The organism is Chitinophaga polysaccharea (assembly GCF_007829335.1).
GTDB lineage: Bacteria > Bacteroidota > Bacteroidia > Chitinophagales > Chitinophagaceae > Chitinophaga > Chitinophaga polysaccharea_B.
The window spans coordinates 24,351-42,288 of record NZ_VIWO01000017.1 but is presented as its reverse complement, the minus strand read 5'-3'; the positions used below and the strand labels follow the sequence as shown (position 1 = coordinate 42,288).

Here is a 17,938-nt window from a genome sequence, read left to right as displayed (position 1 = left end):
GTGTAAGATATGGCCGATACACCCCTTCAAATCGACAAAGATAAAGCCGTTGCCACGGCCATGGATTTCGATGCGTTAATGACGGAGGCAATTACCCTTGTGCAGGAGCTGTCGGGCGGCGAGTGGACGGACTACAACCTGCACGACCCGGGCGTCACCATTCTGCAACAGCTGTGTTATGCCATCACCGACCTGGCCTATCGCACCTCTTTTCCCATTGAGGATATACTCGCAGATAAAAAAAATAATATCGAGCCGCCGGATCACTCCTTTTTCCGGAAGGCAGAAATGCTCACTTCTTCCCCGGTAACAGTGAATGACTATCGTAAAATGGTGCTGGATGAAATAGATGCCATAGAAAATATCTGGATAGAACCAGTGCAAACGTGGCAGCCCTCCGGCTGTACGAAAGGCGTATACCGCGTATTTATCCAGGTGGAAGACGATATCGCCCAAAACATGAAAGCCAATGAAGCCCTGGTACAGCAATTGGCGGAGCAGGTAGATAACCTGCTGCACGCTTACCGGAACATCGGGGAAGATTTTGAGCGGGCGGTGATCCTACAACCACAATATATTTACATCAAAGCAGAAATATTTGTCGACAGCCGGCAGGATCCACAGCAAATCCTGGCGCTGATGTGCAACTCGTTTGAGATGACGCTGCATCCACCTGTGAGATTTGTGCCTGCCGCTGAAATGTACATTAATGGCTATTCGGCAGCAGATATGTATGCGGGTCCATTGTTGAAAAAAGGCTTCGTGGTGGACAGCGACCTGCACAACAGGAAAGCAGCAGTAGATCCGGCAGACCTGATGAAAAGCGTATCGGAAGTGCCTGGGGTAATTACGGTAAAAGCAATATACCTGGCTGATGAGGATGGCGCCTTCCAGGCCAGGCCAGTAAGGATCAAAGAAGGCTTCTACCCTTTCCTGGAAATGGTGAACGACAAACATGAGATAAAAATTTCCAGCGACCGGTTTGAATACAACCTGCATGACGCCGGCTTCCTCAATATGTATGAACAGGTAAAAACAGTAGCCCGCAGGAAGTATGCCGGCCATAAGAATGCAGAAGCTTCTAAACCCTTGAAAGGTACTTACCGCAATTTAGGAAAATACTTTTCCATCCAGGAGCAATTCCCGGCCATTTACGGCATTGGCAGCGAAGGCCTGGAAAAAGAAGCACCAGCGCTACGCAAGGCGCAGGCCAGGCAACTGAAAGGTTATCTGCTGTTCTTTGAACAACTGCTGACCAACTACCTGGCACAGCTGAATAATATAGGCCCCTTCTTCTCCCCATATCTCCGGCAAACGCCAGCTACCACCTATGCTACACAACCGTTATACGACGTTCCCCAGGTGGCTGCATTGCTAAAGGCATTTACAGACAAACAGCCCGGCGTTTCCTGGGACCATTTCAGGGAAGATACCGGGAACGCCTATATGAAAAAGTTACAGGCGGCCATTGAGCCCGACAAGGTATTCCAGGACCGGAAAAACAGGATACTCGACCACCTGCTGGCCAGGTTTAACCTCGTGCTGCTGAAATACCCGGTTAACTTTTATGAGCAGGTGTATGGTCATGAGACACCGCAAAGGGTTAGCCACGAGCTGGAATGGAAGGCAGACATACTCCGTAATATGCCAACACTTAGTGCTAACAGGAACCGGTCTTTCAACTACCGGGAAGATATTTACGCAGGATCGGAGCTATCCGGCTACGAAAATCTGCTGCATAAACTATTGCATATCAGGGTGGAGAAAAGGAAACGTTTAACGGCGGCCTTCGATACTGGCAGCTGGAAAGTGTCGGCAGGCAAGCATTCAGATACCGGGCTGCATGTGCACCTGGTAAAAGAATTCAAAATAAAAGACGAACTTATTAAGGTAAATATAGCCGAAAGCGAGTCTGGCGAGGTGATTACAGGGAAAAAATTTGACTATGGGCGGCAGTCGGTATCATTGCTCCGCTATGGCCTGGATATTAAAAACTACCGGGTAATACTCGACGACGAAGCCAATAGTTACCTCGTGGTATACCGCCAGTCGCCACATACCTTGTGGCAGGTGGTGAGCCGGGAAAAAACCCATAAAGAAGCCTTGAATTCACTGCTGGAGATGATGGATCACCTGAAAAAAATGAGTATTGATTCGGAAGGATGCTATCTGCTGGAACACCTGTTACTAAAGCCCGCTTACGGAGACCAAAGCTTCGGCTACCGCATCTGCAGCGGCTACGATACGTTGAGGTTACAGCATGCCCGTTGGCTCACACTGGATGAGCGGGACGAACAGCTCCGGAAACTGTTGGCCATGGTATCTTCCATGCAGGAGCCAGACCCCTATAAGCACTGGCAGCTGTTGGCAGCGGATCATCGCATATATTTTTACCCGGGTAACTCACCCGAGCTCTTAACGGCGGAGCACTTCGGGCAGGATGCATACCGGCCAGCTGCCGAACGGGCCATGACGGATCTGCTACTGTTGCTACGGCAAATGAAAACCAATCAGCCCCGGCGGATACGAATGGAGCCTTATGTAAAATACGGCGCCTCACAGATGTTGCAGGAAGACTTTTTCAAATTCGGCATCAGCATCCTCCTTCCCGCCTGGCCGGCACGCTTTCAATATAAAGAGTTCAGGAGCTTTGCAGAAGAATTATTCCGGGAGCACACCGCGGTACAATTCCGGATGCATTATAAATGGCTGGGCATTGCAGATATGCAGGCGTTTGAGTCGCTTTATTTCAACTGGCTGAAAACCATGCGGGGCGAAGGCGACCGGCCGGCAGCGAGCGAAGGACTCATTAAATTGTTGTTGAAAGACCCTGCATTTGCTCACTATGTAGTAGACGAATAATGGAAGAACACATCATCCGGAGATACAGCTTTGATATCACTTATGATTCCCGCCCCAGGGCCTTTGCCTTGCAGGATAAAGTGAGCATGCTTTTCAGACAAAGCATCAGCACCGGCATGGATGCATTGCTGCAACAACTGATTCCTGCCGATATGATGGCATCGATAGATGAGCTGGTACTCGACATCGGGCATATTCCCTTTAACGAACTGGAAGCAGAACTGCCAGCCCGTATCTTGTCGGCCTTACGGCAGGCATTATCAGACCTGCTGCACCACAACCACGCCGGCACCCAACATAGCATCAACGGCGAAATTACTATCCGCAAAGGCGATGAACGGTTGCTGGAGCTATTGACATTCTTCCTGTTACAGGGCGTGATGCCCTGGTGGGCAACTGCCGCCGAGCGTGCACAACCTGGCGACATGGCATTACAGCTGTCTAAAACGTCGCCGGGTAAGCTGGCAGATTTCCTTCGCAATATTGGCCGGAGCAGCGCAGTTCGCGAACGGATCGTGTGGCAGTTTCCTGTAACGGTGTTACAGGCCATCGTAGAAGTATTGGAACCTGCAGAAGCCCTGTTTATTATTGCCGGCAACCGGGAAATATTACTCCTGCAACAACAGCAACAACTCCTGCACACCGAAACCAGCGAGCTGGAAAAAGCATTGTGGCTGTTTATGCTTACGTACCTCATTATGGAGCGGGGCAGCAATTTTAACAGGAAAGAATTTATGCGCAGTAACCTGCTGAAACTGGCAGGGCATTTTAATCTGTCGTACGATACCGTGCTGGAATTATTCTTCGAAGCGCTGTCGCACTACAGTACCGGCTTGCCAGCTACCGGCCTGGCTGCCTACATCAGGCAGCTATACGAAGAACTCACCAGGAAGCCCCTGCGGAAATCCATCTTCGGAAATGATCCTGCCTATAAAAAGATAATGGCCGATACGGACGACCAGATCAGCATCCTGCGGTATTACCTGCTGTATGGCGCTATACCGTGGTGGGCGCACGGCATTACGGAAGCATCATTACAACAGATGCTGGTGCATACAGGCTACCAGGCACCGGCAGCATTAAAACAGCTGCTGCAGCAGGTACTGCAACAACAACCGGCCGTACACAGGTGGAAAAAGCTGATGCATACCCATGCAGCAGCCGTACAAAAAGAAAAGTATTTACAGGAGATAAAAACATGGGCCGATACCACCATAGCAAGCACCCCACTTAACGCAGACACGACACTAAAACAACTGTTACTCCGCGACGTGATCCTGCATTTGCTGACCTATGGGAGCATCTCCTGGTGGGGTAAAGACTATGCACATTTTTCACTGAATAGCTTACTTGAGCAACTGGCCGACCAGCATCCGGAGCAAACACTCGACATCCTGGAATATGCAGGCACCCTGCCCGATGCCATGTACCGGTTGGTCACCGGTGTAAGGCCAGCAATATTTTTCCGTTTGCTGAAACACAGCGGGATGGATACCACTATGGAAGAAGTACATAACAACGTATATACGCTGTTATTGGCGGCGCAGCAACTGGTAACCATTACCAGCCTTCCATTAGAGCAGTTTGTATTACAGTCGTTGTGGCAATCGCTGGCAGCAGCGCGGTATAAGCGGATCAGTAAAACGGTGTTACTACAGCACCTGCTCACCCCTCCATGGTCGGCTACACCAGTAGCATCGCCGCATATGATCCGGTTTTTATTACAGCAGCTGTTGCCCGTAATTCATCATCTCCCGGGGAATGCTTTGCTGGCAAATGATTTAGAAGAATGGAATATGGCGCCGCCACCACTGGAAACATTTCACTTACCGGCAGAGATACATGCTTCACCTGCAATGGTGGCCGGCTGGTTGCAACAATTCCTGACCACAGGACAATTACCGCAGGCAGCGCATCATGCAAACATTGCTTACACCGCACAATTACTCCAATGGCTATACGAATATCACCGGGAATATCTCAAAATACTACAGGACAACATTTCCTTATCCCCGCTCCTGTTCCGGCAACTAGAGGAAATATACCTGCAACTGGAGCCGGAAGTGGCGCCCATTCAGGCTTTACTGCAACCCTGGCTGGAGAAAACAATGCAGGCAGATCTCTCCTTTACCGGGAGCAGCAATAATCAGCTTTACCAGCCATCGGTGGCATTCCGGTCTTTGTTGCAACGCATGCAACGCTACCATGCCATTACAACAGAGCAGCAGCAACAAACACTGCTGGAAGAAGCGCAGCAACTGGTCATAACATTCCTTACCCGGCACCGGCTGCCGGAAAAACTGGGGAGCCTTTCACTGTCTGCCACCAATGATATCCTCAAAGCAGCCGTAATATTGCTGTTTAAAGCAGCGCCGGTAACACTTCAACAATTATTTGCCGGTTACCGCCAGCAACTGGCGGCAAGATTACAGATCTACAGTTTGTTTTCTTTTTATGGAGGCTTGCCCGACAGTGATATCCGTCAAAGCCTCGACGTATACGCCGTACAGGACAGCCTGCTGCTATTACAGGAAACAGCAGGCGCGACGATGGCCGACAGCAGCACCGATCTGCGGAAAGCCATTCGTTTTTACAAGCAACGCAGTCGCCAGGAAAGGAAGGCTTTCTACAGCAAAATACTACAGTACCCGGCACTCATTGAGCAAATGGCGCAACACCTCGACGATGACGCCTTCCTGGATATTATGCAGGACACGCCCACGGGCTGGGCCGGTAATACATCGGATGCACTCCATGAACTACAACAGCTGTTGACGGGTTTGCTACCCGGCAGTATTGAAAAAGCGGCGCTGCAACAGGTATTCCGGCGCTTCCACCTGATGTTGCTGGGCGCGCACCTACATGTGTATGATGCCAGGAGCTATGCTACCCGCTTCCTGGATTTCATGACCCTATCGGCTCCTGCCATTGCTAACTTACTTATATTGCAACTGGCGAAAACAGCACAACAGGCCGCCTTTTTGTCACATACCCACATACGTGGAATACTGCCGGTATTACAGCAACAGGCGTTGACACATATTACTGCCAGGCAACACCAATTGTTGTTACAGGAAAGCCTGTATGAAAAAGACCAGGCGTCATTACGGCAGCAACCGGTCATTCCCGGAGCGGAGATAGCAGAAAAGGAACCAGACAGTTGGTCCAGGGTAAAAAAGGCGCCGCTGGACACCATCTACACCGGAAATGCAGGACTAATCCTGTTGCATCCTTTTCTTCCATTTGGCTTTAAACGCGTGGGGTTGGTGAATGACGAAGGATTTGTAAACCGGGAAGCGCAACACCGCGCCGTACACCTGTTACAATACATGGTGAATGGAAAAGAAATACATGCCGAGCATGAGCTGGCATTGAATAAATTACTCTGTGCCCTTCCCCTGGAAGAACCGGTACCAGCCGAAATATTATTAACAGCCGAAGAAAAACAGCTTTGCCGGGAGCTGTTGACAGTCGTGATCCAGCGTTGGGAGAAAATGAACAACTCTTCGATAGAAGGCTTCCAGGCAGCTTTCCTGCAACGTGAAGGCGCGCTATGGCAAAAAGAAGACGACTGGTGGCTACGGGTGGAAGAAAGAGGCTATGATTTAATATTACAAACGTTACCCTGGGGCATCGGTATGATCAGAACGCCCTGGATGGAAAAAACAATTTACACAGAATGGGTATACAGTTAATAGCATCCAACGCCACCGCCCTGGAACAAGAGCTGGAATGGTTCCAGTTGATGGCGGCAGCACGCATGCAACAATATTTCCAGCAAACAGCCGTGGAAACACCGGCCCCGCCAGACCTCTCGAATGATCCATCCGTATATGCACAGGTGGTGCGGCATTATAGCATGACCACCGCCGAACGCATTATTTTATTGCTGGCACTCATTCCGCATATACAGCCACAACTGCTGGATATCTTTTTTGTAAAGAACGCTACCTACGACCGTGGCTTCACAGAATTCGGCGGCATTAAAGGGCAATCACACGGCGGCTTTTTGCCTACCGGCGAAACGGCGGCTTTCCTGTTGGCTACAGATGGCTTGCAGCAACGGTTTCAATTAATCCACTATTTCAGCCCGGACCATTTCTTTGCCAGGCACCAGGTCCTGAAACTAACACCCACCGGCGATGAACCATTACTGAGCGGTACGCTGCACCTATATCCTGAATACCTCAACTTATTCACCCAGGGTCAGTCGCATCGCCCGGATTATAATGTACAATTCCCAGCCAAACGGATAGAAACCGGTATGGAATGGGATGATCTCGTACTGGAGCCTCATGCCATGGAAGAAGTGGAAGACATCCGCACGTGGATACAACATGGCGGCACCTTGCTGAAAGACTGGGGCATGAGCCACAAAATAAAACCAGGATACCGCAGCCTGTTCTATGGCCCACCGGGAACAGGGAAATCGCTGACCGCCTGCCTGCTGGGCAAAACTTTCAATATGGACGTATACCGCATCGATTTATCACTGGTGGTGTCCAAATATATCGGTGAAACGGAAAAGAACCTATCGCAGGTATTCGACAGGGCTATTCATCAGCAGTGGATCTTATTCTTTGATGAAGCAGATGCGCTATTCGGAAAACGTACCCCCACATCATCCTCCAATGACCGCTATGCTAACCAGGAGGTGGCTTACCTGTTGCAACGGGTAGAAGATTTCCCCGGCGTAGTAATACTGGCCACCAATCTGAAAGCTAACATTGATGACGCCTTCGCACGCCGTTTCCAATCCATGGTTTATTTTTCCATGCCCGGACCGGAACAGCGGTTACGCATCTGGCAACAGTCATTCCCTGAGCATATTACATTAGAAAACAAACTGGACCTGGAAGACGTAGCGCGCAAATATGAAATGGCCGGAGGAACTATTATCAACGTAGTACGCTACAGTTGCCTGATGGCGTTGAAACGCGGCGACAACACCATCCGCCAGAAAGACATAATGACGGGCATCCGCAAAGAATTCGGAAAGGACGGAAAAATTGTATAAACAACGTTACTTCATCACGGATCATTTTAAAAAAACACAATGGACATTCAATTAACATCCGTTATCACCTGTCCCTTTTGCGGACATCAACAAGCAGAAGAGATGCCTGTAAATGCCTGTCAGCACTTTTACGAGTGTAAAAACTGCCACCGGCAACTCACTCCTAAGCCAGGCGATTGCTGCGTATTTTGCAGCTATGGATCAGTAAAGTGTCCTCCCGTTCAACAAGGGGATTGCCATTGCTGACGCATATAGTATATTTGGTAAAAAAACCGATGAAAACAATCTGCTTGCTTCTTGTATTGTTAATTCCTTTTACCAGGACATCGGCGCAACAGGTGGCATTTGAAGTAAAATATTCAGAACCATTGGCTGTTTTAAACTTTGTAGAAAACCTATCCAACAATGCGCCCGACAACCCTTACAAAACAGCATTTACCAACTCCGTCTTCCACCAGGATAAGTATACCAACCTTATTGCCGCATTTGATACGCTGAATATAGATTACAGCTACGAGTTCACGGAATATCCCTATGCACAAAAAATAGGCGGGTCAACCGCTTCCCTGCTGAAGCGAAATTTAATCACTGCCGGCGATCTTGACAACTTCAAACATTTGTCTGTTGGCATTATCCCCAACAGCAGCCTGATAACGTTGACGGCTATCCTACAGGCATTTACCCCGGTATACCGGGAGGCAATATATACGCCCAATAAAGCGCTATTCGAGAAACAATTAAAAGATATTACTGCACTGATAGATTCAAATCAACTGGCCAGCTATTTCAACATAGGCTTGCAATTCTATGGCTCGGACTGGGACCGGTCCATCCCACTGGTATTTTCGTTTTATCCGCTGCCGGCTTCAAAAAAAGGATTTACCGCTACTGCATTTTATAATCATGCCGTGAGTGCCATCCCGAGTAGTTTAACGGACTATCAGCAGTTGTTGAGCGTACTGCTGCATGAAACTTTTCATATCCTGTATGACGAACAATCGCTGGCCCGTAAAAGAGACATTGAAAGCTGGTTTAATGCCCATCCATCTAAAAACAGCCGGTACGCATTTTTATTATTAAACGAGGGACTGGCCACCGCGCTGGGCAATGGCTATGTATATGGACAGCTAAAGGGCAAGGAAGATACCGCGTCGTGGTATAAACGCAAATACACGAATCTCATCGCTAAAAAAATATATCCGGATGTTAAAGCTTATGTCGAACAAAAGAAGCCTATGGACAAGGCTTTCATTGATCGTTACATCGCCCTTTACGACGAAAATTTCTCCAGCTGGCCACAGGAGCCCGACAACCTGATGACAGACCGCTATGTGCTGACGGACAACGCCGCCGACTTCAATGTAATTGACGGAAAATTCCGCTACCGGTCTATGTCGCAATACGAAGACCATATATCAGAAAGCACGATTGATAAAATGAGCCAGGCGCCCATTACCAAAATCATCATTGTTTCCCGGGATCATAAAAAGAAGCTACAGCTGGTAAAAAATAAATTCCCTGAACTACAGCGCTGGCAGCCCAGGGAACAGGCTGATTTTAGCTATGTGGTATTTCTGAAAGATAAGACTTACTTACTCGTAATCAACCTGGTGAAAAAAACTTTGGAGCAGGCGCTCGACAGCTTATCGGTACAGGAGCCGCGTTAGGCTCCTATCAAAAGACTATAAACACAAATGTATGCCCGTACTAAGTCTACAGGCATACACTGCCCCTTACTTACCTAATTTCTCTTTAAAGAAATCAATGGTACGCTTCCAGGCCAATTCCGCCGCAGCATTATCATAGCGGGGAGTGGTATCGTTGTGAAAACCATGATGCGTTCCGGGGTAATGATATGCCACGTATGCTTTGTGGTGCTGCTTCAAAGCCTGTTCATATGTCTCCCATCCACTGTTGATGTGTGCATCTGTTTCCGCATAGTGCAGCTGAAGCGCTGCCTGTATATTTGGCACTTCTTCCAGTGGCGCCTGTCCCCCGTAAAAAGGAACGGCCGCCAGCAAGCCAGGTATCCTGGCTGCCATCATGTTGGCTATCCAGCCACCGAAACAAAAACCTACTACGCCCACTTTTCCATTACAATATTCACTATGGCGGAGGTATTCAAACCCGGCAATAAAGTCTTCCAGCATTTCGGGCGGATTTCTTTTGCTGTGTAATTCGCGCCCGGCATCATCGTTGCCGGGATAGCCGCCGAGTGGACTAAGTGCATCCGGCGCCAGGCTTACAAATCCGGCTAAAGCTGTACGCCGGGCCACATCTTCAATATGCGGATTCAGTCCCCTGTTTTCGTGTACCACCACAATGCCCGGCAAAGGTAATTCAGCACCTGCAGGTATACACAACAAGGCTTTTATAGTACCTCCACCTTTGGGAGAAGAATAACTGATATATTTTGTAATGATGCGGGGATCGTCGGCCCGTACATGTATCCCACCCTGGTAATCCGGCATCAGGAAGGCGAGCAGGGAGGCTACAGTCCATCCGTTTACCGCATAAGCAGATAGTTCCGCGGTGAACTCCTCCTTGCTCAGGCGGTTGTGCGCATAATCGTTGTATAATTCAAAAACAGCAGGTTTGATATCTTCTTTTCTGCGCTCCATATCGTGCTATTTTAGTTGGTAGTTCGTCATTTTAAAATCGGCTGCAAATCCCAGCTTCAGATAAATATTTTTTCCCATGGCCGACGACTGCAAGGTAGCCATCTCCTTTTGTTGCGCAAGCGCACTATTCAGTAATATGGCCATCACCTCTTCTGCAAATCCCTGCTTCCGGTATGCCGGAACAATGCCCACTCCATGTATGCCCATCAGGTTGCCGGTTTCATGTACGATAGCAGTGCCCATAGCTTCCTGCTGGTGGTAAACCAGGTAATACTGTACATCCTCACTGGTCTTGTTCAATATATCGGCGGTAATGCGGTATCCAAAACTCAGCGGATACAGCGCTTCCCAGGCAGCTGCCTGCTCAGGGGTGGTTATGCGTACCAGGTTCAACCGGTTTAATTGTTCAAACGCCTTATCCAATTTCAACGACATTCCGGTTTGTTCCGATTTTACGGAAAATCCGAGCTGTTCAAAAACAGGGTGCAAGTCTTGCTGTGTATGGTTCCAGTAGCTGACCGTTAAAGGTACTGGCGTATTTTTGATCACATCGGCGACTGTTCTTATAGTGGCGGCATCTGCATGGTTATTCAACCAAATCCTGTTGGGCCATTCGGAGCCAGGCACCAGGCAATAACTAAAATCGTTCTGTTGAAAGTATTGCCCTGCTGCATTTCCGGCCAAGGTCCACAAAGAAGTTAAGTTGTGTATGTTTTTTTCCGTTACGAGGGAAACAAAATGCTGATTCATCTGGCAAAATTACCATCAAATCGCTTCATTACACTTTACATATGTTGATTCCCGTTATTTTTCCTTCAGCTCTTTCCGGATCCGGCTTAACTGGGTCGGAGTTATCCCCAGGTGAGAAGCGATGTGCTGTAGTGGAATACGTTTCTCTATATTCGGATATTCGGCCAACAGCCGCCGATACCGGGTGCTGGCTGTTTCCATCACCAGGGAAATTTCCCTTCGCTCTTTGTCAATGATCCAGTTTTTTTCGAGATAGGCGATGTAAAAATTTTTCAGTTCGTCGTGCCGGTAAATCAACGCCTTGTATTCGTTGTAATCCATCCTGATGAGGGTAGTGTCTTCAATGGCTTGCAGGGTAAATTCGGAGGGTGTTCTCAAAAGCGCAGATACCGTAGATCCGGCAAATTGTCTTTCTAAAAATATATTTTTATTATAGGTAGTGCCATCGCCGCCGGTAATGTAAGCGATTACGGCGCCGTTACAAACAAAGTGAAGATGCCTGGATACCTGCCCGATGTTTAACAGGATCGTTCCTTTCTCCAGCTGGTGAAAGCTCACAATATCTTTCAGCAGCTGAAAGGCCTCGGCTGAAACAGGATAATAGCTGAGGATCTTCTCTTTAAATGCTGCTAAATATTGGGCTTCGGCTGTCACTGTTATCATTTTATCGGTGTCAAATATCCGAAAATAAACAAAAAAGCCCCTAAAAGCCGCATCGGTCATTTTCAAAACAATGCTTATTTTCGGGGCTATTAAATCTTATTCTATCATGGAAGATGTAAAGGCATTAAATAGTGTGGCGGAGTTTCACTCCACTTTCAAACACCCCATTGAAAAATCGCCTGTTATTCCCAGTCAGCAAAGATGTGATTTGCGGGTATCCCTGCTCCAGGAAGAGCTGAATGAACTGAAAGCTGCTATTGCCGCCAATGACATCACCGAGGTGGCCGATGCGCTCTGCGATCTGCAATACGTATTATCGGGCGCCATCCTGGAGTTTGGCCTGGGCGAGAAATTTAATGCCCTTTTCAATGAAGTGCACCGGTCCAATATGAGCAAAGCCTGTAAGTCGCAGGAAGAAGCCGAAAAAACGATTGCCCATTACAACAACGCAGAAAATACCGAGTGTTATTACAAGAAAGTAGAAGAGCTGTACCTGGTATACCGGACCTCCGACAATAAAACACTGAAATCAGTGAATTATGCGGCAGCCCAGTTACAGGAGTTACTGTAAATAAAAATCCCGGCTATTCGAAAATAGCCGGGATTTTTTCTTCCGTACTGATTTACTGCAATTCCAGCTTCGTCTTTAAGCGTATGTCGGCAGACGACGCTCCAATCATCACATCAAAGCTGCCGGGCTCCGCTATCCATTGCAGCTGGCTGTTGAAGAACGACAGTTTGTCTTTGTCGATCGTAAAATGCAGTTGCTTACTTTCGCCCGGCTGCAACAATACCTTTTGAAAATCCTTCAACTCTTTTACCGGCCGTGTTACAGCAGCCACCGGATCTCTCAGGTACAACTGTACCACTTCTTCCCCGGCATAGCTGCCTGTATTGGTCAATGTGAAAGCCACATCGATAGATTGCCGGCTGCTCATGCGAGCAGTGCTGAGCATAAGATGATCATACTTAAAGGTGGTATAGCTCAGGCCATAACCAAAGGGAAACAGCGGATCATTTGCTACATCCAGGTAGTTGGAGCGAAATTTCTGTGTAGGTCCTTCCGGTTGAGGACGACCCGTATTTTTGTGATTGTAGTAAATAGGAATCTGTCCAACATTCCGGGGAAAGCTCATAGTCAGTTTACCCGATGGATTGTAGTCGCCGAAAAGCACATCTGCAATCGCATTGCCGGCTTCCTGCCCGGGGAACCACGCCTGCAGCATGGCAGTAGCTACCTCGTTTTCCATATTCAAGGTAAGCGGGCGACCACTCATCACCACCAATACCAGTGGCTTACCTGTTTGGGCCAGCGCCTGTATCAATTTACGCTGACTTTCCGGGATACCAATATCAGACCTGCTGGCGGCCTCGCCACTCATCTCCGACGCTTCTCCTACTACTGCTACCACCACATCTGCTTTGGCAGCCGTATTCACTGCTTCGGATAACATGTCGGCTGCTGACCGGCTATCGATATCGATCCTTTCACCAAATACATTTACTTTCTTTGCAAAACTGGTATCATCGCTGATATTAGCGCCTTTGGCATACAGTATATTTACCGCGTTGCCTGCAGCCTGTTTCATTCCTGCCAGCACTGGCACCGACAGCTGCGGATCGCCATTGACCGCCCAGGTACCCAGCATATTATTTTTGTTATTGGCCAGTGGACCAATCAATGCAATAGTACCTGTTTTCTTCAGTGGTAATACCTGCTTTTCATTTTTCAGCAACACACAGGCCCGTGCGCCAAACTCCCGGGCAGCCTGCAGTTGCTCCTTACTCCGAATTTCAGTTGCTGCTGCGGCTTTGTTACAATACCGGTAGGGATCTTCAAATAATCCCAGCTTATACTTGGCTTCCAATATCCGGCGACAGGCAGCATCGATATCAGCCATAGCTACCCGGCGCGTTTTCAGCGATTGTTCCAGGGTAGTAAGAAACCCTTCTCCTACCATGTCCATGTCTACCCCTGCCTTTAGCGCCAATGCGGATACCGTTGCCAGATCGCCCAGGCCATGATCTATCATTTCATTGATAGACGTGTAATCTGTTACCACCATTCCTTTAAAACCCCATTGCTTCCTGAGCAGGTCGGTTAACAGCCACTTATTGGCGCTGGCCGGAATACCGTCTATCTCATTGAAGGAAGTCATTACACTACCCGCGCCCGCATCCACGGCTGCTTTATAGGGAGGCAGGTAATACTCATACATTTTGATGCGGCTCATATCGGTGGTGTTATAGTCGCGACCCGCTTCTGCGGCGCCATACAACGCAAAATGCTTCACACAGGCCATTACGCTATTCCCATCTCCCAAATGATTTCCCTGGTACCCCTTTACCATGGCTGCGGCGATCTTAGCGCCCAGGTAAGTATCTTCTCCCGAACCTTCTGCTACCCGCCCCCAACGTGGGTCCCGGGCAATATCCACCATCGGCGAAAAAACCCAGCTCAATCCATCTGCTGCCGATTCTCTTGCCGCCAGCCTGGCACTGCGCGTTATCAGCGCCATATCCCAGCTACAGGACAATCCCAACGGAATAGGAAAAGCCGTTTTATATCCATGAATCACATCAGAGCCGAATAACAGCGGAATTTTAAGCCGGCTGTGAGTTACGGCCAGCTCCTGTGCCTGGCGAATCTTATCCACACCAATTACGCCAAACAAACCACCTACTTTACCGCTGCTGATCTTCGCTTCCACATCGGTGCTCACCACCGCGCCAGTAGCTACGCCACCACCGGGTGTTAGTAAGTTTAACTGCCCTATTTTTTCGGTCAACGTCATTTTACCCATCAACGCGGTGACAAAGGCATTCATCTTCGCCTCTTCCGGCAACGCCTTCTTTTGCGCTGTTACGCGCAGGCAAGCGCAGGATAACAGTAACGCAAAAGAAAAAAATATTCTTTTCATATAAAATCAGTTAGTGATCAATCTACTTTCATTACCGCCGTGCGGGCCGATACCCCGTTCTCATTAATGGCTTCTATGCAGAAATAATAAGGCCGGCCTTTATCCATTCCCTTGTAATAATAATCATTGTTGTTATGCACCATGATGCAGTTGTATAGCTTATCCGGCGCAATACCGGTATAAATATTATAGGCATAGGCATTGTCTACCGGCGACCATTTAATCCATGCACTTCGTTTGTCCTTCTCCGTGCGAAGCACCAGGAAATCCTTTACGGTGTCCGGCAAGGCGCCGTTACCATGGCCAAATACCCGGAGTCCACTCAATGCAAATTTGCCACCAGGCATATGTATATTTTCCATTTTGATATAGCGGGCCTGTACCGACTGCGACAATTCCACATAATCATGGGGTACGTCTTTCTTCTGCCGGCTCTTGTCTGCTAATACTTTCCAATGCTTACCATCCGTAGAATACCAGAGTATATACTGATGGTAGATGTCCGTTTGCTTGCCCATAAAGGGAGCGTCCTGGTCGGCATAGTTCACCTGTACGGCATTTACCCGGCAGGTATTACCCAGGTCCGTCTGTATCCATTCGCCCTTATTGCCGGTAGCAGCACTCCAGTAAGTTTTAATATTTTCATCTACGGCGTTATTCGGAAGATAGCCGCCCAGCACAGAAGATACCGTCACTGGTTTATCATAATTCAGCAGCATCCAACCAGTAAAGCCGGCATTATTAAAGCCGGCACTGTCGGCGGCTTCCCGTGAACCACGGGAAACATAATGCGGATAATCGCCGAAGGCGGTATTGCAATACATGATATCATCTTCGTCGAAACCCGCCGGCCAGTAGCCAATACGCCGTTCAAAGCTGTTTTTTACAGCAATAACCATGGTAGATACATGCCACCAATATCCCTTATTATCCTGGAAAGTGCTACCATGGCCTGCCCCCCGGGCATATCCTCCCGGTTTATACGAAACAGGATTATGGGCTTGCGGAGTGAAAGGTCCCAACGGATGATCGCTCACCACTACGCCATCGGCATATCCGCTGAATTCTGTTCCCGGCGCACCATATTGCAGGTAATATTTGCCATGGTGTTTGGTCATCCACGCTCCTTCAATAAAAGGATCGAGAAAGGTATTATCCTGGTACTCGCCAAACCGCTGCCATCCATACTTATCCGGTTCCAGCAGGTACATTTCTTTCCGCGTACCCTTCGGCTGGAAGGTGCGCCGGTCCATCTCTACACCATAGAGTGGATAACGGTTGCTACTGCCGTTGTACATGTACAACCGTCCGTCATCGTCAGCAAAAAAGTCGGGGTCCCAACCGCCTATCTGCAGCGAATCAATGGCTTCTTTCCATTCATTGCCTTTAGGATTGGTGCTCATCCAGATAGGAAAATCGCTGGTATAGGTAGAACCAAATACCAGCAATGTATCCCCCATTACCCATACTGCCGGTGCACACAACTCATCATACACATGGTGGTACGATTTCAAAAATTTCCGGGATACAAAATGCCAGTCCAGCAAATCGGGACTCCACCAGTATCCCCATTGGTTGGTGGAAAAGAGATAGTAGTCGCCTTTATAATTAACGATCACCGGGTCGGCGGTAGCCCGGTGCTTTCCCCAGGTGGTGAAATTGGGAATGGGACAATAACCATAATCAATATTCACCGGGTTGCAATAAGTCGTTTGTGCGTTCACGTTAGTAATACTCAGTCCTGTGCCGATCCACACCAAAACAATATACATACATCCTTTCATGATCATCACTTTTTGGTGGCAGCCACCGTTTCAAAACCTAACTTATTCAGCCCCTGCTTAACTTCCGGGCAACTCATAAACAACTTCCAGAGTAGGCCGCTGCGGTAGTTTTCTATCATTATAACAATAGGCCCCTGGTCAATTGCCAGGTGGGAGGTAGCATACCATTGCTTCGTTTCGTTAAATGCGTCTGTAAAACCGTACTGGCTCCAGATCTTATCTCCCAGGGTATAATAAAAATGCTTCAGCGCCTGCATGGAATATGCTGGTGTATAAGGGAATGCCGATAAAGCAGCGGTAGGGGAAATAGTACCCCAATCATTTTCCGGCGAATGGGCATTATATCCATCATAGGTATCGCTGGCAGTTAATCCCCAGCAGTCGCCGCTGTATCCCTTAAATCCTTTAGGATTACGAATGCAGTGCTCCCGGTTAATCAGGGTATGACGCAGGTTTTGTTCCCAGTAGTTGGCATAGCGGTCCTTTAACCCACGCGGATCGAGTCCGAGGAAAGAATATTGCGAGAAAAAGAGGGGACCACCATAATCAAGCCCCAGCGGCAGTTTGATACCATAAAATTCCCGGTCGTTCCGGAAATAAATATTGTTCACCCAACCGTGATGATATACCTCCGGGCTAACGGCATAACGGGGAGCTGCTGCTGCCAGCACGTAGGTGATCAGGCATTCGTTCCAGCCCCTGATTTCATGGTTCATACTCCAGCCGTTATTGGGACTCCAATGCCAGTACAATACCTGCTGACCTCCTTGTGTAAACCAGTCCCATTCGGTTTCCTGCCAGGTGGCGTTGATTTTATCCCGTAGCTCCTTTTCCAGGGGGTCGTTGGCATCAAAATACTGCCGGGCACATAGTAAGCCCTGGAGCAGGAAAGAAGTTTCTACCAGGTCGGCCCCATCGTCTTTACGACTGAAAGGAATCGTTTTACCGGTATTGCCATTCAACCAATGAGGAAAAACGCCGTGATAACTATCGGCCTTCCGTAAGAAGTTGACCATTTTCAGTAACCGCTCTGCTGCCGCCGTCCGGGTGATCCACTTATGCTCCGTGGCTACAACAATGGCCATCACACCGAACCCTGTACCGCCGGTGGTCACTACCTCATCGCCATATGCAGCCTGGTTGCTGCGTTCGCGTGCCATGCCCGACACCGGGTGTGCAAAGTCCCAGAAGTAGCGGAATGTCTGTTGCTGCACCAGGTCTAATAACTGCTCATCGGAAAGTTTGGCTTTCTTTTGTGCGTTGGCAGCCATAGACGATAGGAGCAGGCAAAAGCCCATCAGTATAATATATCTCATTATT

The 17,938-nt window shown here is 48.6% G+C and carries 12 protein-coding genes; 6 read left to right on the top strand and 6 right to left on the bottom strand.

Annotated features, from left to right (window positions below; genetic code table 11):
* Window positions 1-9 precede the first annotated feature (9 nt).
* From FHW36_RS30030 to FHW36_RS30010, 5 genes are read left to right on the top strand one after another with little or no spacing between them, the layout of a single operon-like run.
* The gene (locus FHW36_RS30030; RefSeq protein WP_145675200.1) at window positions 10-2,862 is read left to right on the top strand and encodes a hypothetical protein; all 2,853 of its coding nucleotides are present in this window, start codon (window positions 10-12) and stop codon (window positions 2,860-2,862) included.
* Window positions 2,862-6,557, top strand: a complete 3,696-nt coding sequence (locus FHW36_RS30025; protein ID WP_145675198.1) for a contractile injection system tape measure protein — start codon at window positions 2,862-2,864, stop codon at window positions 6,555-6,557. Before FHW36_RS30030 ends, FHW36_RS30025 begins: the two co-directional genes overlap by 1 nt.
* Window positions 6,542-7,879, top strand: a complete 1,338-nt coding sequence (locus FHW36_RS30020) for an ATP-binding protein (RefSeq protein WP_145675196.1) — start codon at window positions 6,542-6,544, stop codon at window positions 7,877-7,879. The genes FHW36_RS30025 and FHW36_RS30020 overlap by 16 nt, the downstream gene beginning before the upstream one ends.
* A 39-nt stretch (window positions 7,880-7,918) precedes the next feature.
* Entirely contained in the window at window positions 7,919-8,125 is a 207-nt protein-coding gene (locus tag FHW36_RS31010) for a GDCCVxC domain-containing (seleno)protein (RefSeq protein ID WP_145675195.1), read from the top strand.
* A gap of 29 nt (window positions 8,126-8,154) precedes the next feature.
* The gene (locus FHW36_RS30010; protein ID WP_145675193.1) at window positions 8,155-9,546 is read left to right on the top strand and encodes a hypothetical protein; all 1,392 of its coding nucleotides are present in this window, start codon (window positions 8,155-8,157) and stop codon (window positions 9,544-9,546) included.
* 66 nt (window positions 9,547-9,612) lie between these two features.
* On the opposite strand, the gene FHW36_RS30005 is transcribed toward FHW36_RS30010, so the two are convergent.
* The 3 genes from FHW36_RS30005 to FHW36_RS29995 are packed head-to-tail and all read right to left on the bottom strand — an operon-like array spanning window position 9,613 to window position 11,913.
* Window positions 9,613-10,500: a dienelactone hydrolase family protein gene (locus tag FHW36_RS30005; protein ID WP_145675190.1), complete on the bottom strand. Its 888-nt coding sequence runs from the start codon at window positions 10,498-10,500 to the stop codon at window positions 9,613-9,615.
* A 6-nt stretch (window positions 10,501-10,506) separates the two neighbouring features.
* Window positions 10,507-11,250 (bottom strand): GNAT family N-acetyltransferase, encoded by a 744-nt coding sequence (locus FHW36_RS30000; protein ID WP_145675189.1) that lies wholly within the window; start codon window positions 11,248-11,250, stop codon window positions 10,507-10,509.
* A gap of 54 nt (window positions 11,251-11,304) precedes the next feature.
* Window positions 11,305-11,913 carry a Crp/Fnr family transcriptional regulator gene (locus tag FHW36_RS29995; protein WP_145675187.1) on the bottom strand — a complete coding sequence of 203 codons (609 nt, stop codon included), beginning with the start codon at window positions 11,911-11,913 and terminating at the stop codon, window positions 11,305-11,307.
* A gap of 106 nt (window positions 11,914-12,019) precedes the next feature.
* Here FHW36_RS29995 and FHW36_RS29990 point away from each other — a divergent pair, with 106 nt between their 5' ends.
* Window positions 12,020-12,484 (top strand): pyrophosphohydrolase domain-containing protein, encoded by a 465-nt coding sequence (locus FHW36_RS29990; RefSeq protein WP_145675185.1) that lies wholly within the window; start codon window positions 12,020-12,022, stop codon window positions 12,482-12,484.
* A 52-nt stretch (window positions 12,485-12,536) separates the two neighbouring features.
* On the opposite strand, the gene bglX is transcribed toward FHW36_RS29990, so the two are convergent.
* From bglX to FHW36_RS29975, 3 genes are read right to left on the bottom strand one after another with little or no spacing between them, the layout of a single operon-like run.
* The gene (bglX, locus tag FHW36_RS29985) at window positions 12,537-14,834 is read right to left on the bottom strand and encodes a beta-glucosidase BglX (RefSeq protein WP_145675183.1); all 2,298 of its coding nucleotides are present in this window, start codon (window positions 14,832-14,834) and stop codon (window positions 12,537-12,539) included.
* A 17-nt stretch (window positions 14,835-14,851) separates the two neighbouring features.
* Window positions 14,852-16,618, bottom strand: coding sequence for a family 43 glycosylhydrolase (locus tag FHW36_RS29980; RefSeq protein WP_145675181.1), 1,767 nt, complete (start codon window positions 16,616-16,618; stop codon window positions 14,852-14,854).
* A gap of 5 nt (window positions 16,619-16,623) precedes the next feature.
* Window positions 16,624-17,934 (bottom strand): glucoamylase family protein, encoded by a 1,311-nt coding sequence (locus FHW36_RS29975; RefSeq protein ID WP_145675180.1) that lies wholly within the window; start codon window positions 17,932-17,934, stop codon window positions 16,624-16,626.
* Window positions 17,935-17,938 lie beyond the last annotated feature (4 nt).